At 64.7% G+C, this 23,017-nt stretch carries 24 protein-coding genes; 16 read left to right on the plus strand and 8 right to left on the minus strand.

Annotated features, from left to right (window positions below; translation table 11 throughout):
* Position 1 precedes the first annotated feature (1 nt).
* Together JQ616_RS36630 and cobJ are read left to right on the plus strand one after the other, a co-directional pair.
* Positions 2-733, plus strand: coding sequence for a precorrin-2 C(20)-methyltransferase (locus JQ616_RS36630; RefSeq protein ID WP_212023035.1), 732 nt, complete (start codon positions 2-4; stop codon positions 731-733).
* A complete protein-coding gene (gene cobJ, locus JQ616_RS36635; RefSeq protein WP_212023036.1) occupies positions 730-1,464 on the plus strand; it encodes a precorrin-3B C(17)-methyltransferase in 735 nt (244 codons plus the stop codon). Before JQ616_RS36630 ends, cobJ begins: the two co-directional genes overlap by 4 nt.
* Here the strand turns inward: cobJ and JQ616_RS36640 are convergent.
* Positions 1,440-2,189, minus strand: coding sequence for a cobalt-precorrin-6A reductase (locus JQ616_RS36640; protein WP_212023037.1), 750 nt, complete (start codon positions 2,187-2,189; stop codon positions 1,440-1,442). The two genes, cobJ and JQ616_RS36640, sit on opposite strands and share 25 nt — an antisense overlap.
* Here JQ616_RS36640 and cbiE point away from each other — a divergent pair.
* Genes cbiE through cobF form a run of 6 tightly spaced genes read left to right on the plus strand, consistent with a single transcriptional unit; the run spans position 2,188 to position 7,302 of the window.
* Entirely contained in the window at positions 2,188-3,369 is a 1,182-nt protein-coding gene (gene cbiE, locus JQ616_RS36645; RefSeq protein WP_212023038.1) for a precorrin-6y C5,15-methyltransferase (decarboxylating) subunit CbiE, read from the plus strand. The two genes, JQ616_RS36640 and cbiE, sit on opposite strands and share 2 nt — an antisense overlap.
* Positions 3,366-3,734, plus strand: a complete 369-nt coding sequence (locus tag JQ616_RS36650) for a cobalamin biosynthesis protein (protein WP_212023129.1) — start codon at positions 3,366-3,368, stop codon at positions 3,732-3,734. The genes cbiE and JQ616_RS36650 overlap by 4 nt, the downstream gene beginning before the upstream one ends.
* Complete coding sequence (gene cobM / locus JQ616_RS36655) at positions 3,731-4,516, plus strand: precorrin-4 C(11)-methyltransferase (protein WP_212023039.1); 786 nt, start codon at positions 3,731-3,733, stop codon at positions 4,514-4,516. The genes JQ616_RS36650 and cobM overlap by 4 nt, the downstream gene beginning before the upstream one ends.
* Positions 4,513-5,820, plus strand: a complete 1,308-nt coding sequence (locus JQ616_RS36660) for a cobyrinate a,c-diamide synthase (protein WP_212023040.1) — start codon at positions 4,513-4,515, stop codon at positions 5,818-5,820. The genes cobM and JQ616_RS36660 overlap by 4 nt, the downstream gene beginning before the upstream one ends.
* Positions 5,817-6,545 (plus strand): uroporphyrinogen-III C-methyltransferase, encoded by a 729-nt coding sequence (gene cobA / locus JQ616_RS36665; RefSeq protein WP_212023041.1) that lies wholly within the window; start codon positions 5,817-5,819, stop codon positions 6,543-6,545. The genes JQ616_RS36660 and cobA overlap by 4 nt, the downstream gene beginning before the upstream one ends.
* Positions 6,546-6,552: 7 nt before the next feature.
* The gene (gene cobF, locus JQ616_RS36670) at positions 6,553-7,302 is read left to right on the plus strand and encodes a precorrin-6A synthase (deacetylating) (protein ID WP_212023042.1); all 750 of its coding nucleotides are present in this window, start codon (positions 6,553-6,555) and stop codon (positions 7,300-7,302) included.
* Positions 7,303-7,339: 37 nt separating this feature from the next.
* Here the strand turns inward: cobF and JQ616_RS36675 are convergent, their stop codons facing one another.
* The 3 genes from JQ616_RS36675 to JQ616_RS36685 form a co-directional block, all read right to left on the minus strand.
* Positions 7,340-7,531 (minus strand): hypothetical protein, encoded by a 192-nt coding sequence (locus tag JQ616_RS36675; RefSeq protein ID WP_212023043.1) that lies wholly within the window; start codon positions 7,529-7,531, stop codon positions 7,340-7,342.
* Between the two features lie 282 nt (positions 7,532-7,813).
* The gene (locus JQ616_RS36680; protein ID WP_212023044.1) at positions 7,814-8,320 is read right to left on the minus strand and encodes a YkgB family protein; all 507 of its coding nucleotides are present in this window, start codon (positions 8,318-8,320) and stop codon (positions 7,814-7,816) included.
* A gap of 36 nt (positions 8,321-8,356) precedes the next feature.
* Positions 8,357-8,893, minus strand: coding sequence for a carboxymuconolactone decarboxylase family protein (locus tag JQ616_RS36685; RefSeq protein WP_212023045.1), 537 nt, complete (start codon positions 8,891-8,893; stop codon positions 8,357-8,359).
* Between the two features lie 130 nt (positions 8,894-9,023).
* Here JQ616_RS36685 and JQ616_RS36690 point away from each other — a divergent pair, with 130 nt between their 5' ends.
* Positions 9,024-9,977: an AraC family transcriptional regulator gene (locus JQ616_RS36690; RefSeq protein ID WP_212023046.1), complete on the plus strand. Its 954-nt coding sequence runs from the start codon at positions 9,024-9,026 to the stop codon at positions 9,975-9,977.
* Between the two features lie 88 nt (positions 9,978-10,065).
* On the opposite strand, the gene JQ616_RS36695 is transcribed toward JQ616_RS36690, so the two are convergent.
* The 4 genes from JQ616_RS36695 to JQ616_RS36710 form a co-directional block, all read right to left on the minus strand.
* Positions 10,066-10,740 carry a peroxiredoxin-like family protein gene (locus JQ616_RS36695; protein ID WP_212023047.1) on the minus strand — a complete coding sequence of 225 codons (675 nt, stop codon included), beginning with the start codon at positions 10,738-10,740 and terminating at the stop codon, positions 10,066-10,068.
* Between the two features lie 165 nt (positions 10,741-10,905).
* Positions 10,906-11,784 (minus strand): LysR family transcriptional regulator, encoded by an 879-nt coding sequence (locus JQ616_RS36700; protein WP_212023048.1) that lies wholly within the window; start codon positions 11,782-11,784, stop codon positions 10,906-10,908.
* Between the two features lie 89 nt (positions 11,785-11,873).
* Complete coding sequence (locus JQ616_RS36705; protein ID WP_212023049.1) at positions 11,874-12,800, minus strand: response regulator; 927 nt, start codon at positions 12,798-12,800, stop codon at positions 11,874-11,876.
* Complete coding sequence (locus JQ616_RS36710; RefSeq protein ID WP_212023050.1) at positions 12,790-16,158, minus strand: hybrid sensor histidine kinase/response regulator; 3,369 nt, start codon at positions 16,156-16,158, stop codon at positions 12,790-12,792. Before JQ616_RS36710 ends, JQ616_RS36705 begins: the two co-directional genes overlap by 11 nt.
* A gap of 170 nt (positions 16,159-16,328) precedes the next feature.
* Between JQ616_RS36710 and urtA the strand changes: the two genes are divergently transcribed.
* The 7 genes from urtA (at position 16,329) to JQ616_RS36745 (ending at position 22,956) form a co-directional block, all read left to right on the plus strand.
* Complete coding sequence (gene urtA, locus JQ616_RS36715) at positions 16,329-17,591, plus strand: urea ABC transporter substrate-binding protein (protein ID WP_028331438.1); 1,263 nt, start codon at positions 16,329-16,331, stop codon at positions 17,589-17,591.
* Between the two features lie 117 nt (positions 17,592-17,708).
* On the plus strand, positions 17,709-18,635 hold the full coding sequence (urtB, locus tag JQ616_RS36720; RefSeq protein WP_212023051.1) for an urea ABC transporter permease subunit UrtB: 927 nt from the start codon (positions 17,709-17,711) through the stop codon (positions 18,633-18,635).
* 17 nt (positions 18,636-18,652) lie between these two features.
* Positions 18,653-19,786 carry an urea ABC transporter permease subunit UrtC gene (gene urtC / locus JQ616_RS36725; RefSeq protein ID WP_212023052.1) on the plus strand — a complete coding sequence of 378 codons (1,134 nt, stop codon included), beginning with the start codon at positions 18,653-18,655 and terminating at the stop codon, positions 19,784-19,786.
* 12 nt (positions 19,787-19,798) lie between these two features.
* A complete protein-coding gene (gene urtD, locus JQ616_RS36730; protein WP_212023053.1) occupies positions 19,799-20,554 on the plus strand; it encodes an urea ABC transporter ATP-binding protein UrtD in 756 nt (251 codons plus the stop codon).
* A gap of 12 nt (positions 20,555-20,566) precedes the next feature.
* The gene (urtE, locus tag JQ616_RS36735) at positions 20,567-21,256 is read left to right on the plus strand and encodes an urea ABC transporter ATP-binding subunit UrtE (RefSeq protein ID WP_212023054.1); all 690 of its coding nucleotides are present in this window, start codon (positions 20,567-20,569) and stop codon (positions 21,254-21,256) included.
* 31 nt (positions 21,257-21,287) lie between these two features.
* Complete coding sequence (fmdA, locus tag JQ616_RS36740) at positions 21,288-22,517, plus strand: formamidase (RefSeq protein ID WP_212023055.1); 1,230 nt, start codon at positions 21,288-21,290, stop codon at positions 22,515-22,517.
* Between the two features lie 88 nt (positions 22,518-22,605).
* Positions 22,606-22,956 carry an FmdB family zinc ribbon protein gene (locus JQ616_RS36745; RefSeq protein ID WP_050627942.1) on the plus strand — a complete coding sequence of 117 codons (351 nt, stop codon included), beginning with the start codon at positions 22,606-22,608 and terminating at the stop codon, positions 22,954-22,956.
* Positions 22,957-23,017 lie beyond the last annotated feature (61 nt).

Genomic DNA, 23,017 nt, shown 5'->3' on the forward strand with positions numbered 1-23,017 from the left:
GATGGGACGCATCATCTGCTGCGGGCTTGGCCCAGGCGATCCCGACCTGATGAGCGTGCGTGCCGACCGCATGGTGCGTGCGGCGAAGCACGTCGCCTTCTTCCGCAAGAAGGGGCAGTTGGGACAGGCGCGGCGGATCGTCGAAGGCCTGCTCGTTGCCGACGTCAACGAATATCCGATGGAATATCCCGTCACCACGGAGATCGCGTTCGACAGCCCGGACTACACGCGGTTGCTCTCCGATTTCTATGACGCATGGGCCGAACGGCTGGCGCGGCTCGCGCGCGAGATCGACGTCGTCGTGCTTTGCGAAGGCGATCCCTATTTCTACGGCTCGTTCATGCATCTGCATGCCCGCCTGCAGGGACGTATCGAGATCGAGGTGATCGCCGGCATTCCCGGCATGGTCGGTTGCTGGAATGCGGTCGGCCAGCCGATCGCCCTTGCCGACGATGTGACCACCGTCCTGATGGGCACACTTCCGGAGACCGAGCTGGCGCAGCGGATGCGGAGCTCCGACGCGCTGGTCGTGATGAAAACCGGTCGCAATCTTCCGAAGATCCGCCGCGCGCTTGCCTCCGCGGGCCGTCTCAACGATGCATGGCTGGTCGAGCGCGGCACCATGCCGGATCAGCGCGTCGCGCGGCTCGCTGAGATCGGCGAGGCCGACGCTCCGTATTTTGCGATCGTGCTGGTGCACGGGCAAGGGCAGCGCAGGGAGCCGGCGCCATGACCGGCACGCTGACCATCGCGGGACTGGGACCCGGCGACGAAGCGCTGATCACGCCGGAAGTCACCGCTGCGCTTGCGGCGGCGACCGACATCGTCGGCTATGCGCCCTATGTCACGCGCGTGCCGCCGCGCGACGGGCTCACGCTGCATCCCTCGGACAATCGCGTCGAGCTGCAGCGCGCCGGAGAGGCGCTGCAGCTGGCGTCCGGGGGGCGCCACGTCGTGGTGGTGTCCTCCGGTGATCCCGGGGTGTTCGCGATGGCATCCGCCGTGTTCGAAGCTTTGGAGGACGCGCCGCAGTGGCACGACCTCTCTATCCGCGTTCTCCCTGGCGTGACCGCGATGCTGGCGGCGGCGGCGAGCGCAGGCGCGCCGCTCGGCCATGATTTCTGTGCGATCAATCTCTCCGACAATCTCAAGCCATGGCCGTTGATCGAGAAGCGTCTGCGGCTCGCCGCCGAAGCCGACTTTGCCATCGCGATGTACAATCCGCGTTCGGCCAGCCGTCCCGACGGCTTTGCGCGGACGCTGGAGATCCTGAAGGAGGCAGGCTGCGGCGAGCGCATCGTGATTTTCGCTCGCGCCGTCAGTACGCAGGAGCAACGGATCGAGACGGTCGAACTGCGCGACGCCCGGCCGGAGATGGCCGATATGCGGACGCTCGTAATCGTCGGCAATTCGGCGACGCGGCGGGTCGGCCGTTGGGTCTATGCGCCGAGGCAGGTCCGGTGACCGAGCCATTCCATCACATCGCTCACGCTTTCCACCCGTGGCCGGTCGGGCAGATGCGGCCGTGTGATCATGACGACGGGAAGGCCGAGCGCGCGGGCGGCGTCGATTTTGGCACGCGCGCCGGTGCCGCCGGAATTCCGGGCGACGATCCATTCGATGGCACGCGTGCGCATCATCTCGAGTTCGCTCTCGAACGTGAACGGGCCGCGCGAGACAATGACGTCGGCGCCGGGCAACGGCAGCGTTTCCCCGGGCGGGTCGACGAACCGAAGCGTATAGGCGTGCTGCGGCCGGGCGCCGAACGGCGCGATGTGCTGACGACCGATCGCGAGGAACACGTTGGCGCGGCTGTCTGGCAAGGCCGCGACAGCGGAGACGACATCCGCGACCTCGATCCAGCGATCGCCGGAGGTCTTGCCCCATGGCGCGCGTTCGAGCGCGAGCAATGGCGTTGCGGTTTGCGTGCAGGCAGCGATCGCATTGCGGCTCATTTCGGCAGCGAACGGATGCGTTGCGTCGATCACATGCGTGATGCCTTCACTGCGCAGGTAGTCGGCAAGACCGCTGACGCCGCCGAAGCCGCCGATCCGCGTCGGCAGGGGCTGTTCGGCAGGGGCAGCGGTGCGGCCGCCATAGGAATACACCGCGGCGATGCCCGCGCGCGCGATTTGGGCGGCGAGCATGTTCGCGTCGGCCGTTCCGCCCAGGATCAGGGCGCGTATCATGAGTAATCCCTGGTTGACTATCATCGGTATCGGCGAAGATGGCCTTGCCGGGCTCTCTGATGCAAGTCGAAAGGCGCTTGGTGAAGCAGAGGTGGTTTTCGGCGGCGAAAGGCACCTCGCGCTGGCCGGTGTCACCGACCGCGGCCGCGCCTGGCCGGTGCCGTTCGATGCGGACATCGTCCTTGAATGTCGCGACCGTCCAACGGTCGTGCTCGCCTCGGGCGATCCATTCTGGCATGGCGTCGGCGGAAGCCTTGTCGAGAAATTGCAGCCCGGCGAATGGATCGCGCATTCTGCGCCGTCGACGTTCTCGCTGGCAGCAGCGCGCTTGGGCTGGCGGCTGGAAAACGTCGTCTGTCTCGGACTTCATGCCGCGCCGTTCGAACGGCTGTTGCCGCATCTGGCGCGGGATGTACGGATCATCTGCCTGGTGCGCGACGGCAAGGCGGTCCTCGATCTCGCGTGCTGGCTCACCGAACACGGCTGGGGGCCGTCGGCGATGTCGATGCTGTCCGCACTCGGAGGACCACGCGAATCCATCACCCGGCATCGCGCCGACAGTTTTGCAGGCGATACGGGCGATGGCCTGGTCACGGTTGCGCTGGAGGCGAGGGGAGGCCAGGGGATCGCACGCAGCTCGGGTCTTCCCGATGCGCTCTTTGTTCACGACGGACAGCTGACTAAACGGCCGGTGCGCGCGCTTGCGCTGTCGGCGCTTGCGCCGCGACCCGGCGAGAGATTGTGGGATGTCGGCGCCGGCTCAGGCTCGATCTCGATCGAGTGGGCGCTTTGCGGCGGGACGGCGATCACGGTCGAGGCTCGTGGCGAACGCGCCGCCAATATCCGCAGCAACGCGGCGAGCTTCGGTCTGGCGCATCGGATCACGGTGATCGAAGGCGAGGCGCCAGGCATTCTGTCAGACCTTGCGACGCCGGATGCCGTGTTCATCGGTGGCGGCCTCGATGCTGCGATGTTCGATGCGATCTGGCCGCGCATCGCGGCGGGAACGCGCCTCGTTGCGCATGCCGTGACATTGGAAACCGAGGCGTTGCTCTCCGATCTGCATCAACGCCATGGCGGCGAACTGATGCGGGTCGAGATCGCGCAGGCCGAGCCGTTGGGCCGGTATCGCTCCTGGAAAGCGGCGCGGCCGATCGTGCAATGGAGCGCTATCCGATGAAGGTCGCGGGCCTGGGATTCAGGAGCAGTGCCAGCGTCGCGTCGTTGCGCGAAGCACTCAATGCCGCCGGCGGTGCCGAAGGCCTTGCGGCGGTTGCCACAGTGAGTGACAAGGCCGATGCGGCTGCGTTGAAAGCGCTGGCACAGGAATTGGGGTTGCCGATCCGCGGGGTTTCCGCGGCGATGTTGGCTGAGATAGAAACCACAACGCAATCCGAATTCATCAAGGCGAGGTTCGGAGCGGGCTCGGTCGCCGAAGCCGCAGCGCTCGTGGCCGCCGGGCGTGATGCGCGCCTGATCTCGGTCAGGGCCGCTTCGAAAGATCGGATGGCCACTGCCGCGATCGCGGAAGGAGATGGCGAATGACGGTGCATTTCATCGGCGCAGGGCCGGGCGCTGCCGATCTGCTGACCTTGCGCGGGCGCGATCTCATCGCTTCTTGCCCGGTCTGCCTCTATGCTGGATCGCTGGTGCCCGCAGGTGTTCTGGCGCATTGCCCACGCGATGCGCGCATCGTCAACACGGCGCCGCTCTCGCTCGACGAGATCATCGCCGAGATTGCGGCGGCGCATGCCGAGGGAAAGGACGTCGCGCGGCTGCATTCGGGCGATCTCTCGATCTGGTCGGCGATGGGGGAACAGCTGCGTCGGCTGCGCGCGTTGAATATTCCGTATTCTGTGACGCCGGGCGTGCCGGCGTTCTCGGCGGCCGCGGCGGCCTTGGAGTCGGAGCTCACGCTGCCGGGCCTTGCGCAATCGGTGGTGCTGACGCGCACGCCGGGCCGGGCGAGCGCGATGCCTGATGGCGAGACGCTCGCGGCCTTCGCCGCGACCGGCGCGGTGCTGGCGATCCATCTCTCGATTCATCTGCTCGACAAGGTCATTGCCGAGCTGACGCCGCATTACGGGGCGGACTGCCCGGTGGCGATCGTCTGGCGCGCGAGCTGGCCGGATCAACGTATCGTGCGTGCCACGCTTGGGACACTCGATGCGGCTGTCGGACCTGAGCTCGAACGCACCGCGCTGATCCTGGTCGGCAAGACGCTCGGCGCTGGCGAATTCGCCGAAAGTCGGCTCTATGCGGCTGACTATGACCGCCGCTATCGGCCGGTAGGAGAGACGCCGCGCTTTCCGGGATCATCGCAATGACCGTGGGGCTGGTAATCTCCGCACCGGCATCCGGCGTTGGCAAGACGACGCTGACCCTGGCGCTGGCGCGCGCCTATCGCAATCGCGGCCTGAAGGTGCAATGCCTCAAGAGCGGGCCGGATTACATCGATCCCGCTTTTCATGCGGTGGCGACCGGGCGCGCATCCGTCAACATCGATAGCTGGGCGATGGCATCAGATGCGATCGCGCATCTGGCAAGCCGCGGTGCCGACGCCGATCTCGTGCTGGCCGAAGGCTCGATGGGATTGTTCGACGGCGTCGCGGCGCGTGGTGTCTCCGGCACCGGCGCCACCGCCGACATTGCCGAGATGATGGGATGGCCGGTGCTGCTGGTGATCGATCCGTCCGGCCAGGCGCAGACGGCGGCTGCGGTCGCGGCGGGATTGCGCGATTTCCGCAAGGGCGTTCGGCTGGCGGGCGTCGTTCTCAACCGCGTCGCCAGTGCGCGCCACGAAGCGCTGGTGCGCAGTGCCATGGAAGGCGCGGGCATACCGGTGCTGGGTGCGCTGCCCCGGCATGCCGAGATCGCTCTGCCGAAGCGGCATCTCGGCCTGGTGCAGGCCGAAGAGCAGGCTCAGATTGACGACCTGATCGACGAAGCCGCGCGCTTTATCGCCGAGCACGTCGATCTCGACGCCGTGCTGCAATCGGCGCGTGCGGGGGCGTCGCAATCTGCGCGCAGCCTGAACATCACGCCGCCCGGCCAGCGCATTGCGCTGGCGCGCGATGCTGCGTTCTCTTTCGTCTACCCGCACATGCTGGAAGCCTGGCACGCGGCTGGCGCTGAGATTGTGACGTTCTCGCCGCTTGCCGACGAAGGCCCCGACGCGAACGCTGACGTGTGCTGGCTGCCAGGCGGCTATCCTGAACTGCACGCCGGCCGGCTTGCCGGCAACAGGCGGTTCCTCGGTGGCTTGCGCTCCTTCGCCGAGACCAAGCCGGTGCATGGCGAATGCGGCGGCTACATGGTGCTGGGTGCAGCGTTGACTGATGCCGAAGGCGCGCGCCACGAGATGGCGGGGGTGCTCGGCCTCGAGACCAGTTACGCCAAGCGGCGGATGCATCTGGGCTACCGGCTCGCCGAGCTTGCCGCCGGGATGCCCGGGCATGGCGCCGGCGCGCGCCTGCGCGGCCACGAGTTTCATTACTCGACGATCATCGCGCAGCCGGACATGCCGCTCGCGGTGGTGCGCGACGCGACCGGCGCGATCGTTGCGGAGACCGGATCGCGGCGCGGCAACGCGACGGGGACGTTTTTCCATCTGATTGCGGAGGACCGATGAGCGGAACAGTCTCCTTCGTCTCGGCCGGACCCGGCGATCCCGAGCTCCTGACCATGAAGGGAGCCGCGCGGCTGCGCGAGGCCGACGTGGTGCTCTATGACGACCTCGCCTCCGGGGCGATCCTCGATCTCGTGCGCGCCGGCGCCAATCTCGTCGCGGTCGGCAAGCGCGCCGGGCGGTTGTCGGCACGGCAGCATCATGTCAGCCGTCTGCTGGTCGACTATGCGGCGACCGGCGTCCGGGTGGTGCGGCTGAAATCCGGCGATGCCGGCATTTTTGGTCGTCTCGAGGAGGAGATCGAGGCGTTGCGCGCGGCCGGCATCGGCTACGAGATCATTCCCGGCGTGACCTCGGCCTCGGTTGCTGCCGCACAGGCCGGCATTCCGCTGACGCGACGGCTGACCTCGCGCCGGGTGCAGTTCGTCACCGGCGCCGATGTCACCGGCGGGTTGCCGGCGGACCTGAATTGGGCGGCGCTCGCCGACCCGGAAGCGACCACCGTCGTCTATATGGGGCGGCGCACCTTCCCGGCGCTGGCCGCACAGCTGATCGCGCACGGACTCTCCCCGGATACGCCCGCGCTATTGGCGGAGTCGCTCGGCCATGCCGACGAACGGCTGGTTCGCAGCACGATTGCGGAGCTGGCCGAACAGCTCACGCATGCCGGTGCGGCCACGTCGGCTGCGATCATCCTGTTCGGCGCGCTGGCGCCGGAAGACAGGTGATGCGACGATGTTGACGCTGTCCCTGATCGGCATCGGTTGCGGCGATCCGCGGCAGCTCACCCTCGCTGCGATCGCTACGATCAACGCCGCTGACCTGATCCTGATCCCGCGCAAGGGGTCCGCGAAGACGGATCTCGCCGAATTGCGCCGAACGATCTGCGCGCAAGCCTTGAGCAACGACCGCACGCGCATGGCCGAATTCGATCTGCCGGTGCGCGACGCCGGCGAGGAGGACTATCGCAAGGGCGTCGACGATTGGCACGATGCGGTCGCCGCGACCTGGTCGCAGGAAATCGCGCGCTATCTCGGCGGCAAGGGGCGCGTCGCGCTGCTGATCTGGGGCGATCCCTCGCTGTACGATTCGAGCCTGCGGATCGCGCAACGGCTCGATCCACGGCCATCGATCGAAACCATCCCGGGCATCACCTCGATCCAGGCGCTCTGTGCGGCGCATGCGCTTCCGCTCAACGAGATCGGCGAGCCGTTCCTGGTCACGACGGGCCGGCGGCTGCGCGAGGGCGGCTGGCCGCCCGGTGTTGACACCGTGGTCGTGATGCTCGACGGCGCCGCGGCTTTCCAGACGTTGGATCCTGCGGGCCTGACGATCTGGTGGGGCGCCTATCTCGGCATGCCCGATCAGATCATCATGGCGGGGCAGCTCGCGGAGATCGGCCCTCGCATCGTCGCCGCACGGCGGCAGGCGCGTGCGCAGCACGGCTGGATCATGGATTGCTATGTCTTGAAGCGGAGATCGTGATCGGGAACCAAGCCGGCATGCGATACGCCGTGGCTCGTCAGGTCTTCAACCCGCGAATGGAGGGCTGGATGGTGAGGCGATAGGCAATGAGTCTGTCGCCCTCGAACTGCTCGAGCGTTGTCTCGCAGACCGGGCAGCGATACTCGCCTTTGCTTGCTGATCCGGATGCCAGCTCAAGGCGTCGGAATCCAGCCCTGCAGCGCGGACATGTGACGTCGTCCTTCTTCATCAACCCACCCCAGAACAACACCGGCGGCATTTTGTAACCCAGACCGCGCGGCGGAACTATGGTCATGGCCGAAGGGCTGCGGACCATTGATGCATGGGAATAAACGGTGCGCCCGCGTCGAGCGAGAAGCCGCGCGGCGGATCGCGCGGAGCGGGTGGCCAATTCCAACGCATTCCGCAAATGCGCGTGTCCGAGGGATGCTGCGCCTGCTCAATCCCTTGGCACGCGCGATCGCCGGTGTGCGCGAGGGCCCACCGGCGATCAATCGCGATCAGCCCAGATCTATTGTCTGGTCAGGCGAACCACGTCTTGGCGCAAGAGATAGAGCGAGACGGCGAGCAGGACGACGTCCTTCATCAGGAAGGGCACGTTGCCAGTCATCGCGGGGAAACCTCCGGCGGCAACGTCCCAGCCATCGGGCATGAACGGGATGATGGTGATGGTTGCGATGAAGGTGCCGGTCGAGCCAAGCGCGCCGAGCACGCCCAGCCGCTTGTCCCAGAAGCCTGCGAGCAGCAGGGATCCGAACGTCCACTCCGACGCGCCGAGGAAGTAGCTGGCGCCGGCGTGGCCGAACGCCGGATACAGCCACCAGATCAGCGGCCCGTTGCTGATGAACGGCACCAGCCGTTCAAACTCGTAGGGGAACCACTTCTGGTACCCGAAGAACAGGAACATGATCACCATCGCGGCGCGGACGACGTGATAGTCGAGATCCTCCGCAAGCAGGCCGGACCTGTTCAGTGCGCGGACAAGCGGACTTTGCGCGGTGCTGGAAAGCGTTGTCATGGTCGTGATCCCTTCGTGTGACTTCGCCCGTTCGCTTCACGCGACGGCGGGGAAGTCGATGTCGGTGTCGTTGATGCGGTTGAAGACGTTGGTGAAGATGATGGTCGCGAACGCCAGGCTGATCTCGACCAGTTGCGCGTCGCTGTAGCCGGCGGCCTTGATCGCGGCGAAGTCCTCGTCGCTGACGGTGCCGCTCGACTGCGCGAGCTTGCGAACGAAGCCGATCAGCGTGTCCTGCTTGGCATCGCCGGTGAGCGCGCCATCGCGGATCTGCTTCAATACGTCGGCCTTTACCCCGGCAAGCCTGGCGAGATGGGAATGCGCGGCGACACAGTAATCGCAACCGCCGGCGGCGCTGATCACGAGCTTGATGATTTCCCGATCGCGCTTGGACAGGGTACCGCCGGCCAGCACGGCATCGGCGGCGAGGATCGACTTGAGCGCGGCCGGGCCGTGGGCGGCGACGGCCGCATAGGCGTTCGGGACACTGCCTGCCGCCTTCTTGATCTGGGCGTAGATCTGGCCCGACGGGCCGGTGTCGGTTTCGAGATTGGGGACTGAGAGACGGGACATGGTGCAACTCCGTGTTTGCGGTGGTGAACGAGTACGGAGTGACAGTAGGAGCCTGATATGAGACATTGAATGTTCATATTGCTCGATTATATGCTCAATCGTCTCATGGATTGTCGCGGGGGAACTGGCCGTGGATTGGCTCAGCCGGCTATTCGAAATGATGCCGGTGCGCGGGCGGCTCGATATTCGCTGCAGTTACAGCGTCCCCTGGCGGATCGAGCAGGGCCCGGGCGTGACCAACGAGATCCCCTATCACGCGGTGCTTGCCGGCTCGGCGATTTTGGACCATCCCGCAGGCGGACGGCCGTTGCTGCTGAAGGCCGGAGACATCCTTCTGCTTCCCGGCAACCCGCGCCACGTCATGCACGACGGAAGCGGGGCGACACCGCTGCAGGCGCGTAATCGGGCGACGCGGAATTTTACGATCAGCGAAAACCTCGGGTCGGACGAGCGGCTTGACCTGTTGTGCGGGCACTTCGCGATCGCACCTCCGCACGACCGTCTATTGCGCAGTTATCTTCCGCCGCGCCTTGTCGTGCATGCCGGCGCACGCACGGAAAAGGGGACGGCTGCGCAGCTTGCCGGACTTGTGTTCCTGATGCGCAGCGAAACGGCCGACGATCATCTGGGCGGCCACGCCATGCTGAATGCGCTGTCCACGGCAATGTTCGCGCTTGTGTTGCGGCTTGCGAGCGAGACCGATGCAACGTCACAGGGACTTCTCGCTCTGGTCGGCGATCCCAGGCTCGCGCCGGCGGTCGCCGCCATGTTCAGGGAGCCTGCGCACGCGTGGTCGCTGCCGGAGCTGGCGCGCCTGTGCAATATGTCGCGCGCCACGCTGGCGCGGCAGTTCCAGGAGAAGCTCGGGCGCTCGGCCAGCGATCTGCTTACCGATATCCGGATGACGCTTGCGGCAAATGAGTTGAAGGGATCATCGCTTTCGACCGGCGCCGTTGCCGAGATGGTCGGGTATCAGTCGGAGGCCGCATTCCAGCGCGCCTTCAAGAGCCACATGGGCGTGACGCCGGCGCAGTGGCGAAAGATGCAAACGTCCGAACCGGACGTCATGGAGGGCCTTGCCTAGCCGGCCGATCCGCCGCGCGTGGTGCAAGCTTGAACAGCGACGCGCAGGCGGCCGATGGTCGACTGCCATCGGCCGCTTCTGCCTGCCATTAGGCGCGGACGGCGGTCGCCTGCTGCAGAACCGGGATCATGTCTTCGGGTTCGGGGCGGTGGGTATAGTCCGGGTTGACTTCGGAGTAGAGGATCACGCCGTCCTGTCCGATCACGTAGCGGGCCGGCATCGGCAGCGTCCAGCTCGGATCGTCGTTGAAGGCCGGCAGATCGCTCTTCAGCTGCGTGTAGAGCTCGACCAGATAGTCGGGCAGGTGGAAGCGCAGTCCGAAGGCCTCGCCGACCTTGCCTTTCACGTCCGACAGGATCGGGAACGACAGCTTGTTCTGGCGCGCCGACTTGCGGCTGTTCGGCGCGGTCTGCGGCGAGATCGCGATCAGCGCAGCGCCATACTTGTCGAATTCCGGCTTGGCGGCTTCGAGCGCCTGCAGCTCCATGTTGCAATATGGGCACCAGACGCCGCGATAAAAGCTCAGCACCAGCGGGCCGCGCTTCAGCAGGTCAGCCGAGTTGACAATGTTGCCGTCGGCATCGCTCAACGAGAAGGAGGGGGCGACGTCGCCGGCCTTCCTGGCGCGCTGCGCAGCGCCTGAAGCGATCAGCTCCGCGGTCGCGCGGTGCATTGTTTCGATAACGGAGCGCGGAACGCTGTAGGGCGGCTTACCGGCTTCGAAATCGGCCTTGAAGGCATCGAGCTTGGCTTGAAGCGACATGACGGGTTCTCCTTTTTGCTTCTGTGCGGAGGACGGCCGCGCCCTCCGTTTCGTTGAACACACGCGAGAAGCTAAAGGAGTCAGCTGAACCGGGTAGCGTTGTCGTCGGATTAGCCTTTATTCCTGTCTGGAATAAGTATCTGACATCGGTGGCCGGTGAACCATTCACGCGTTGAAGCTGCGTTCGAAGAAATTCACAAAGGCCCGGGCCTTGGCTGTTGCGGCGCGGCCGGTCGGAAGCACGGCCCAGAGATCGAGCGCCGGGAGGCTCCATTCGGACAGCACTGGACGCACCGCTCCCGACCTGAGTTCGGGGCTGAACATCCATTCCGACGTGATCGCGAGCCCGACGTCTGCAAGGACCGCGCCCCTCACGCCCTCCGCAGCTGTCACCCGCAGCCGGCTCGGCACCGTGACGGCCAGTTCGGTACTCTCGCGCTGGAATGACCACACGTTGCCCTCGCGGAGATAGACGACGGCCTGATGCCGGCTCAGTTCGCTCGGTGTCGAAGGCGTCCCTGCGCGCTTGAAATAGGCCGGCGTGCCGAGCACCATGCGCTTGGATCGGGCTATGCGGTGCGCGGTTAATGCGGAGTCGGTCATCCGGCCCAGCCGCAACGCGACATCGATACCTTCCTGGACAAGGTCGATCTGGCGGTCGTCCAGCACGACTTCGAGCTCTAGTTCGGGATGCTGAGCGAGAAATTTGGGCAGCATCGGAATGAGGTGGATCCGGGCGAAGGTGACCGCCGCACAAATTCGCAGCCGTCCCTTGAGGCCGGCTCCAGCGCCACGCGCGGCGATCTCCGCCTCGGCCGCCTCATCGAGCGCGCGCCGGGCGCGCTCGAGATAACCGAGACCGGCTTCCGTCGGGGTGAGGCCGCGCGTCGATCGGGTGAGCAGCTTGACCCCGAGAAACTCCTCGAGCTGTGCGACCGATTTCGAGACCGCCGGCTGGCCGACCCGAAGCTGCCGCGCGGCGCCGGAGAACGAGCCGGTCTCGACCACCCGCACAAATGTCTCCATCGCCGCCAGACGATCCATGCCTATTCTCCTCAGGAATGAGCGCTATTGCGCATCCTGTCACGGCCCGAGGAGATTGGCCATTTGGCAGAGACGCTTCGGGACGGACGCTACGACCTGCGATGCCTGGCGTTGACCGCGATCGCCGCGGCGGCGGTGCGGTTCTCGACCCCGAGCTTGGCGTAGATCTGCTCGAGGTGCTTGTCGACGGTGCGCGGGCTTAAGCCCAGGATCTGCGCAATGTCGCGGTTGGTCTTGCCCTTGGAGAGCCAGGACAGCACCTCGCCCTCGCGGGTGGTCAGGCCGAGCTCGCTGGAGAATTCGGCCGGCATGTCGCCGCTGGTGTCCTTGGCGAGCCGCAGCAGGAATTCGTTGGGACCGAGCTTGCCCATATATTGCAGTCGGAGCTGCTCGTTGCCGGGGAATGACGCCACGGTCGCGGTCTTCTTTCCGGCCGTCCCCTTCTGCGCCTGTTCGAGCCATTGCGGCATCGGCTCCGGCAGCACGAAATTGTCGGCGGCGTCGGCGAGCGTGTCCGACAGCAGCCGCTGCGCCTGCGGCGTCGCCCATAGCAGCGCACCGGCGCTGTTGACCGCGAGCAGGTAGCGGCCGGAGACGTCGAGTGCCGCGCGGGCGCTCTGGGTCATCCGCGCATTGGCGAGATGGACCCGGATCCGCGCCAGCATCTCCTCGACCACGATCGGCTTGGTCACATAGTCGACGCCGCCGGCCTCCAGCCCGCGCACGATGTGCTCGGTCTCGGCCAACCCCGTCATGAAGATGATCGGCACGCCGTCAAGCCCGGCGTCGCGCTTCAGCCGCCGGCAGGTCTCGAAGCCGTCCATGCCCGGCATCACGGCATCGAGCAGCACGATGTCGGGGGTGATCTGGTCGACGATGCGCATCGCGGATGCCCCGTCGAGCGCGACCATCACGGTCATGCCGGCGCCGTCGAGGGCGTCGGTCAGCAGGCGCAACGTCTCCGGCGAGTCGTCGACGACGAGCGCGACGTCGCGCTTTCTTGGTTCAATGGTCATAGCTGTGCAATGTCTTCAACGTCGCCATGTATTGGTCGAGATCGAACCGGTCGATCAGCGTGCGCATCTGGCCGACGAAGTCGGTATGTTCGGGATGTTCATTGCCGATCTCGTCGAGCTTGAGCTGGATAGCCCTGATATGGCCGAGCTGGCCGAGGCTGATCAGCTCCTCGACATATTTCACCGGCGGGCGCGCGCCACTCTCGGGCTTCCATTGTGGGGGCGGAACCGGCTCGGCCTCATACTGCCACTCGATCTTAAGCAATTGTCGGATGGTCTCGAGCAGCCGCGGGATGTCGATCGGCTTCATCAGATAGCCGTCGTGGAACGGTTGCGCCAGCGGCGCGCCATGGGCCTCCAGCGCGCTGGCCGAGATCATCAGGATTCGCGCCTGGTGATGGCCTTCGGAGCGCAGGGTTTCGGCGACCGTCCAGCCGTCCATCCCCGCCATCGAGATATCGAGCAGGAACATGTCGGGACGGCAATGCTGCGCCAACGCAAGGCAACCCGGCCCATCCGGGGCACTGAGCAGGATGAAGCCGAGCGGCGTCAGGATCTCGCGCAGCAGGTCGCGATGGGTCGGATCGTCGTCGGTGATCAGGATCGTCTTGCGCGGACCGTGATAGCCATAGACGGGGGCATCGACCGGCGCATCGCGGCGCGGATTGGTGACCTCCGACAGCAAGAGCTTGACGCGGAACGTGCTGCCGGTGCCGACCGTGCTCAAGACCTTGATGTCGCCGCCCATCACACCGGCGAGCAGGCGGCTGATGGTCAGCCCGAGCCCGGTGCCGGTCTGCGGCTGGGTGACGCCGAGCGCGCCGCGCTCGAACGGCGCGAAGATCCGCTCGAGGTCGTCGGGCTGGATGCCCGGCCCGGTATCGATCACCTCGAACTCGGCGACCGGGCTGCGGTAATGCACCACGAACTGCACCTGGCCGGATTGCGTGAACTTGATCGCATTCGAGAGCAGGTTGATCAGGATCTGCCGCAGCCGCTTCTCGTCGGCATAGACCACGACCGGCAGCACGGCCGGCCGCCTGAACACGAAGTCGATGCCTTTTGCCGCCGCTTGCAGGCGGAACATGCCGACCAGTTGCTCGAGGAAATCGTTCAGCCGCACCTCGTCGCGCGACAGATAGAGGCGGCCGGCCTCGATCTTGGAGATATCGAGAATGCCGTCGATCAGACCCGACAAATGATCGGCGCTGCGCCGGACCACGCGCACCTGCTCGCGCGGCCGTATGTGGAGACTGTCGTCCTGCTCCAGCAGTTGCGCGTAGCCGGAGATCGCATTGAGCGGCGAGCGGAGCTCGTGGCTGAGGCCGACCACGTAACGGCTCTTGGCGAGATTCGCGGACTCTGCGACTTCCTTGGCGCGCTGCAATTCGGCGTCGGTGCGCTTGTGGGCGTCGATCTCCTGGATCAGCAGCGTGGTTTGCCGCCGCGTTTCTTCTTCCGCGGCTCGGCGGCTTTGTTGCGCCAGCACGAACAGCCAGGCGACGACGCCGATGATCAGGGCCAGCGCGAAGAACACCTTCCACAGCACGTCGGCCAATAGCTCGTTGGGATGCGCGGCCGCCGTGGTCTGCAGGTAAATCAGGCCGAGCACCAGCGCCACGAGACCGGCTGAGGCGACGAATACGCCGAGGTAATGGCCGAGCTGCGAATTGAGGCGCGCATAGATCGGCTGCGGCATCACCTTGCCCAGCGCATCCGAGACCTGCGCGCCGATCCGGCCATGCGGCTTGCAGAGGTCGTGGCAGCGCGCGTCGAGCGAGCAGCACAATGAGCAGATCGGACCGGCATAGGCCGGGCAGGAGGCCATGTCCTCGGGCTCGAACGCATGCTCGCAGATGCAGCACTGGATCGATTCAAGGTTCTGCCAGCTCCGTTTCGGCTTGCGCGCGATGTAGTACTTGCCATCGGTCGCCCAGGCGATGAGCGGAGCGGTAATGAAGGCAACCGCGAGCGCGACGAAGGCGGATAGCGCCTTCGCCGTCGGGCCGAACAGGCCGTAAAACGCGCTGATCGAGATGATGGTTGCGATCGCCATCGCGCCGACGCCGACCGGATTGATGTCGCAGAGATGGGCGCGCTTGAACTCGATGTGCTGCGGCCGCAGGCCGAGTGGCTTGTTGATGACGAGATCGGCGACCAGCGCTCCGACCCAGGCGATCGCGACGTTGGAGTAGAGCGCAAGCGTCTGCTCAAGCGCCTTGTAGACGCCGATCTCCATCAAGAGCAGCGCGACGACGACGTTGAACACCAGCCACACCACGCGGCCGGGATGCGAGTGGGTGAGACGGGAGAAGAAGTTCGACCAGGCGATCGAGCCGGCATAGGCGTTGGTGACGTTGATCTTGACCTGCGACAGGATCACGAAGGTGCCGGTCAGCGCCATCGCAAGATCCGGCTGCGACAGCACGTAACGGAAGGCTTCGAGATACATATTCGCCGGCTCGGCCGCGTGTTCGGCCGATACGCCGTGGCTGAGCGCGAAGAAGGCGAGGAACGAGCCGGCCAGCAGTTTGAGCGCGCCGAGCACGATCCAGCCGGGGCCGGCGCTCAGCAGCGCAATCCACCAGGCCTTGCGCGAGGTGCGGCGGTCGCGCGGCAGGAAGCGCAGGAAGTCGACCTGCTCGCCGATCTGCGCCACCAGCGCGAACACGACGGAAGCTGCAGTGCCGAACAGCAGCAGATCGAGATTGCCCGAGGGATCGCCGTGATCGCCGGCGAATTTGCGCCACTCGGTGAAGGAGTGCGGATTTGCCCAGGCGATCGCCGCGAACGGCATGATGTGGAGGATGATCCACAGCGGCTGGGTCCAGAGCTGGAAGCGGCTGATCAGCGTGATGCCGTAGATGACCAGCGGAATGATCACGACCGCGCTGATCAGATAGCCGATCGGTCGCGGGATGCCGAAGCACATGTCGAGCGCGCTGGCCAGGATCACCGCCTCGATGGCGAAGAAGATGAAGGTGAAGGAGGCGTAGATCAGCGAGGTGATGGTCGAGCCGATATAGCCGAAGCCGGCGCCGCGGGTCAGCAGGTCGATATCGATGCCGCATTTGGCGGCGTGGTAGGCGATCGGCAGCCCGCACAGGAAGATGATGACGCTGACGACCAGGATCGCGGCCGAAGCGTTCATCGCGCCGTAGTTCAGCGTGATGGTGCCGCCGATCGCCTCCAGCGCCAGGAAGGAGATCGCGCCCAGCGCCGTGTTGGCGACGCGGGCGGCGGACCAGCGCCGCGCGCTCTTGGCGGTGAAGCGCAGCGCGTAGTCTTCCAGCGTCTGGTTGGCGACCCATTGATTGTATTGGCGCCTGACGCGGTCTATCCGCTGCCGCCCTGCCACTTCGCTCTTACTCCTGGTCCACGTTGCGCTGATCGCGGGCAAATCCCGTACCAAAAATCTACGTCGCTATTTTGCGGTGCAGTATACGCGATCTCACGTATCAGTGCGCTGCACAAAAGTAAGCAATCCTCGCCTCATCAATAAGCGTTCTCGAACCAGATGGGGTGCTCATGTCAGACGAAACAAAACCAGGCCTGAAGTCTCCGCTCCGGCGCAAGCTCTTGATGGGAATGGCCGCATTGCCGGCCGTTTCGATGCTGGGCCGTCCCGCTTTCGCCGACGTTCCCGCAACCTCCGCGGTCAACACCACGGGTCTTGCAGTCACCGATAGCGAAGTCACGGTCGGCATCCTGCATTCGGTGACCGGCACCATGGCGATCTCCGAGACCGGCTCGGTCGAGGCCGAGAAGCTCGCGATCGAGCAGATCAACGCCGCCGGCGGCGTGCTCGGCCGCAAGATCAAGTTCATCCAGGAAGACGGCGCGAGCGACTGGCCGACCTTCGCGGAAAAGGCCAAGAAGCTCCTGGTCAACGACAAATGCGCCGCCGTGATGGGCTGCTGGACCTCGGCCTCGCGCAAGGCGGTGCTGCCGGTGTTCGAGCAGTACAACGGCATGCTGTACTACCCGACCTTCTATGAAGGCCTCGAGCAGTCCAAGAACGTGATCTACACTGGCCAGGAGGCCACGCAGCAGATCATCGCCGGCCTCGACTGGGTCAACAAGACCAAGGGCGCCAAGAGCTTCTATCTGCTCGGCTCGGACTACATCTGGCCGCGCACCTCGAACAAGATCGCGCGCAAGCACATCGAGAACCATCTGCAGGGCTGCAAGGTGGTCGGCGAGGAATACTTCCCGCTCGGCTCGACCCAGTTCAATTCTGTCATCAACAAGATCAAGCTGACCAAGCCGGACGTGATCTACGCGATCATCGTCGGCGGCTCCAACGTCGCGTTCTACAAGCAGCTGAAGGCGGCGGGCATCGACCTGTCGAAGCAGACGCTGCTCACCATCTCGGTGACCGAGGACGAGATCGACGGCATCGGCGGCGAAAACATCGCGGGCGCCTATGCCTGCATGAAATACTTCCAGTCGCTCGACAATCCGAACAACAAGGCCTTCGTGCCCGCGTTCAAGAAGATGTGGGGCGAGAAGACCGTGATCGGAGACGTCACCCAGGCTGCCTATCTCGGCCCGTGGCTGTGGAAGTTGACGGTGGAGAAGGCGCAGAGCTTCGACATCGACAAGATCGCGGCGGCGTCCCCCGGTGTCGAGTTCAAGGGTGCGCCGGAAGGTTACGTCCGGATCCACGAGAACCATCATCTGTGGTCGAAGACCCGCGTCGGACGCGCCAAGGCCGACGGCCAGTATGAGTTGATCTACGAGACCGCCGATCTGGTCGAGCCGGATCCGTTCCCCAAGGGCTACCAGTGAGGCTGCGCGCTTAGAGCGCAGTTTCACCTCAACGCATCGCGGCGTGGACGTCATCGCCCACGCCGCCGATCGGGCGCTGCTTGGTTGCGGCGCTGGCCCCTTGGACTGGAGAACCAGATGTTCGGCGACTATTCGATCAGCGACCTCGGCGCCATCCTTGCGATGCAGGGATTTGCCGGGCTCATCCTGTTCTCCGTCTACGTGCTGATGGCGCTGGGGCTTGCCATCATCTTCGGCCAGATGGGCGTCATCAACATGGCGCATGGCGAGTTCATGATCCTGGGGGCCTACGTCACCTGGATGACGTCGAACGTCGTTCAGCACGTCGCGCCCGGGCTATTCCCCGGTTACTTCTTCATCGCCATGATCCTGGCATTCATCGCCTCCGGCGCGCTCGGCATGTTGGTCGAATGGGCGCTGATACGTCATCTCTACAAGCGTCCGCTTGATACGCTGCTGGCAACCTGGGGCCTCAGCCTGATCCTGCAGCAGGCTTATCGCTCGATCTTCGGCGCACGCGAAGTCGGCGTCGAACTGCCGGAATGGATGATGGGCTCCTGGCAGGCGACCGACTCCATTCAGATCCCGATCAACGGCATGTTCGTGATGGCGCTGACCATCCTGATCACGATTGTCGTGTTCTACATCCTGTTCTGGTCGAGCTGGGGCAAGCAGGTGCGCGCCGTGGTGCAGAACCGCGTGATGGCGGGCGCCGTCGGCATCAATACCGAGAAGGTCGACCGCTACACCTTCGGACTCGGTTGCGGCATCGCAGGGATCGCGGGCTCAGCCTTCACCATGATCGGCTCGACCGGCCCGACCGCCGGCCAGCTCTACATCGTCGACACCTTCCTGGTCGTCGTGTTCGGCGGCGCCGCCTCGCTGTTCGGCACTATCGCCTCCGCCTTCTCGATCTCGCAGACCCAGTCGACGCTGGAATTCTTCCTGTCGGGATCGATGGCCAAGGTGATCACGCTCCTGACCATCGTCGCGATCCTGATGGTGCGTCCGCAGGGGCTGTTCGCGCTCAAGGTCCGCAAATAGGAACAAGCAGGCTGGTCATGATCAACTCGCGCTTTTTCAATCGCTCCGAACTGCTCGGCTTCCTTGCGCTCGCGGTGCTGCTGTTTCTCATCCTGCCGCTGTCGCTCGATATCTTCCGCCTCAATTTGGTCGCCAAATATCTGACCTACGCCTTCGTCGGCATCGGCCTCGTGCTGTGCTGGGGCTATGGCGGCATCCTGAGCCTCGGGCAGGGCGTGTTCTTCGGCCTCGGCGGCTACTGCATGGCGATGTACCTCAAGCTCGAGGCGTCTTCGGTCGCGAACACCAAGATCCAGTCGACGCCGGGCATCCCCGATTTCATGGACTGGAACCAGCTCACCTCGGTGCCCTTGTTCTGGAAGCCGTTCCACAGTTTTCCGATCACGGTACTGGCGATCTTGCTGGTTCCAGCCTTCTTCGCGCTGATCATCGGTGCCGCGATGTTCAAGCGCCGGGTCGGCGGCGTCTATTTTGCGATCATCACGCAGGCGATCGCCGCGATCCTCACCATTTTGATCGTGGGGCAGCAGGGCTACACCGGCGGCATCAACGGCATCACCGACCTGCGCACGCTGCACGGCTGGGACATTCGCACCGATCACGCCAAGTTCATTCTGTATTTCGTTGAGGTTGTGCTGCTGTTCGGATGCATCGTCGCCGCGCAGTTCATCCGCCTGACAAAACTCGGGCGCATCCTGGTGGCAATGCGGGAGCAGGAGGATCGCGTGCGCTTCGCCGGTTACAGCGTCGCCAACTTCAAGATCTTCGCGTTCTGTGCCGCGGCGGTGTTCGCTGCGATTGGCGGCGCCATGTTCACGCTCGAGGTGGGCTTCATGTCGCCGTCCTTCGTCGGCATCGTGCCGTCGATCGAGATGGTGATCTACACCGCGGTCGGCGGCCGGATGTCGATCTTCGGCGCGGTCTGGGGCGCGCTCTTGGTCAATTTCGCCAAGACCAGCCTCTCGGAATCCTTCCCGCAGCTCTGGCTGTTCGGCCTCGGTGCACTGTTCATCGCGGTCGTGCTGGCTTTCCCGAACGGGCTGTCCGGGATCTGGGCGGACCACGTCCAGCCCCGCATCGATCGCCTGTTGGCATTGCGCAAATCGAAATCGGCGGCCGGCATGATCGCCGACGGCGCACCGGCCGAGTGAGGAGGGACCATCATGCTCGTCGGCCATCAGCCCAAGGAATTCCTGCTCGCGGTCTCCGGTCTCACCGTGTCCTTTGACGGCTTCAAGGCCGTCAACGATCTCTCCTTCTATGTCGAGGAGAACGAGATCCGCGTCATCATCGGCCCGAACGGTGCCGGCAAAACCACGGTGCTCGACCTGATCTGCGGCAAGACGCGGGCGACGTCAGGCTCGATCCAGTTCCGCGGCCAGGAGCTGACGAAGCTGCGCGAGAACGAGATCGTGCAGGCCGGGGTAGGACGCAAGTTCCAGACGCCGTCGGTGTTCGAGGATCTCACCGTGTTCGAGAATCTCGAGATTTCCTTCCCGCGCGGCCGCACCGTGTTCGGCTCGCTGACCTTCCAGCGCGACGACACGGTCAAGCAGCGGGTCGAGGAAGTCGCCGAGATGATCTTCCTGAAGGACCGGCTCAATACCTATGCCGACCAGCTCAGCCACGGCCAAAAGCAGTGGCTCGAGATCGGCATGCTGCTGATCCAGGACCCGGACTTGCTGATGCTCGATGAGCCGGTCGCCGGCATGAGCGTCTCCGAGCGCGCCAAGACTGCCGAATTGCTCAATCGCATCATCAAGGACCGTTCGGTGCTGGTGATCGAGCACGACATGAAGTTCGTCGAGGACATCGCGCACAAGGTCACGGTGCTGCACCAGGGACAGATCCTGTCCGAGGGGACGATGGAGCACGTCAAGAACGATCCCAAGGTGATCGAAGTCTATCTGGGCCATTGAGGGTTTAAAGCGATGCTGGCAATCAATGATCTTCACGTCGCCTATGGCCAGAGCGAGGTGCTGCACGGCCTCAACGTCAAGGTCGCGTCGAACGAGATCGTCGCGATCATGGGCCGCAACGGCATGGGCAAGACCACGCTGATGAAGTCGCTGATGGGCATCCTGCCGGCCAAGAGCGGCTCGGTGTCGATGGATGGTACCGAGCTCGGCGCGATGAAGAGTTACGAGCGGGTCGCAAAGGGCCTGGCCTATGTGCCGCAGGGCCGCATGATCTTCTCGACCATGACGGTGAAGGAGAACATCGAGACCGGGCTTGTGGTGTCGGGCGGCTCCGAAGTGCCCGGCGACATCTACGAGCTGTTTCCGGTGCTGCTCGAAATGAAGGGGCGCCGCGGCGGCAATCTTTCGGGCGGACAACAGCAACAGCTCGCGATCGCCCGTGCGCTCGCGACCAAGCCCAAGGTGCTGCTGCTGGACGAGCCGACCGAAGGCATCCAGCCGTCGATCATCAAGGACATGGCACGAACCCTGAAGCGGATCCGCGACGAGCGCGGGCTGTCGATCGTCGTCTCCGAGCAGGTCCTGAGCTTCGCGCTCGACATCGCCGATCGCGTGCTCGTCATCGAGAACGGCGAGATCGTCCGCGACGATCCGCGCGACAGCGTCGATGCCGCGCAGATCTCGAAATATCTGTCTGTGTAACCACCACCAGTAAACGAAGGGGAGCAATGCGATGCCAGATACACTGATCAAGGTCGATCTCAGCAAGTCGGCCTATGAAAACGACAAGATCCACAATCGCTGGCATCCCGAGGTTCCGATCGTCGAGTGGGTCAGCCCCGGCGATGACTTCATCATCGAGACCGTCGACTGGACCGGTGGTTTCATCAAGAACAACGACTCCGCCGATGACGTGCGCGACATCGACCTGTCGATCGTGCACTTCCTGTCCGGCCCGATCGGCGTCAAGGGCGCCGAACCCGGCGACCTCCTGGTCGTCGACCTGCTCGACGTCGGTCCGTTGAAGGAGAGCCTGTGGGGCTTCAACGGCTTCTTCTCCAAGCAGAATGGCGGCGGCTTCCTCACCGACCATTTCCCGCTGGCGCAGAAGTCGATCTGGGACATCAAGGGCCTCTACACCTCGTCGCGCCACGTCCCCGGCGTCAACTTCGCCGGCCTGATCCATCCCGGCCTGATCGGCTGTCTGCCCGATGCCAAGATGCTGGCGGCCTGGAACAAGCGCGAAGCTGAATTGATCGCGACCAACCCGACCCGGGTGCCGGGCCTTGCGAACCCGCCGTTCGCGCCGACCGCGCATGCCGGACAGGCCAAGGGCGACACCAAGGCCAAGATCGGCCTCGAGGGCGCCCGCACCGTGCCGCCGCGTGAGCATGGCGGCAATTGCGACATCAAGGATCTGTCGCGCGGCTCGAAGATCTACTTCCCGGTGTATGTGCCGGGTGGTGGGCTCTCGATGGGCGATCTGCATTTCAGCCAGGGCGACGGCGAGATCACCTTCTGCGGCGCCATCGAAATGGCCGGCTGGCTGCACATCAAGGTCGACATCATCAAGGACGGCGTCTCGAAATACGGCATCAAGAACCCCGTGTTCAAGCCGTCGCCGATCACGCCGAACTACAAGGACTATCTGATCTTCGAAGGCATCTCGGTCGACGAGGCCGGCAAGCAGCACTATCTCGACGTCCACATCGCCTATCGCCAGGCCTGTTTGAACGCGATCGAATACCTGAAGAAGTTCGGCTACTCCGGCGCCCAGGCCTATTCGATCCTCGGCACCGCGCCGTGCCAGGGCCACATCTCCGGCGTGGTCGACGTGCCCAATGCCTGCGCCACGCTGTGGCTGCCGACGGAGATCTTCGACTTCGACGTGATGCCGTCGTCGGCGGGACCGATCAAGCACATCAAGGGCGACGTGCAGATGCCGATCTCGCCCGACAAGTGAATCCCTGCGCGAAGGGTGCGGGACGGCAGCGTTCAGGCCGCCCCGCATCCATCGCCTGATGTCACTCGACTGCGCAAGGATTGAGAAAATGCCGATCTACGAATATCTCTGCAACGACTGCGGCCCGTTCACCGACATGCGGCCGATGGCCGAATGCGATCTGCCGCAGGACTGCCCGCAATGCGAGACGACATCGCCGCGTGTGATTCTGACCGCGCCCGCGTTCTTCTGCATGCCATCGGACAAGCGCAAGGCGCATGCCACCAACGAGCAGAGCCGGCACGCGCCGAAGACGCTCGATCAGTACAAGGCAGCGCACGGCCCGGGCTGCGGCTGCTGCTCCTCCTCGGGAAAGAAGAAGCCGGCAAGGTTGATGACCAAGACCAAGAGCGGCGCCAAGGGCTTTCCGACCGCGCGCCCCTGGATGATCAGCCATTAGAGGCGTTTTCGAGCGAAGTGGATACCGGTTCGCGTTAAGAAAACGCGTCAAAACAGGAGTC

Source organism: Bradyrhizobium tropiciagri (genome assembly GCF_018130545.1).
Taxonomy (GTDB): Bacteria; Pseudomonadota; Alphaproteobacteria; order Rhizobiales; family Xanthobacteraceae; genus Bradyrhizobium; species Bradyrhizobium tropiciagri_A.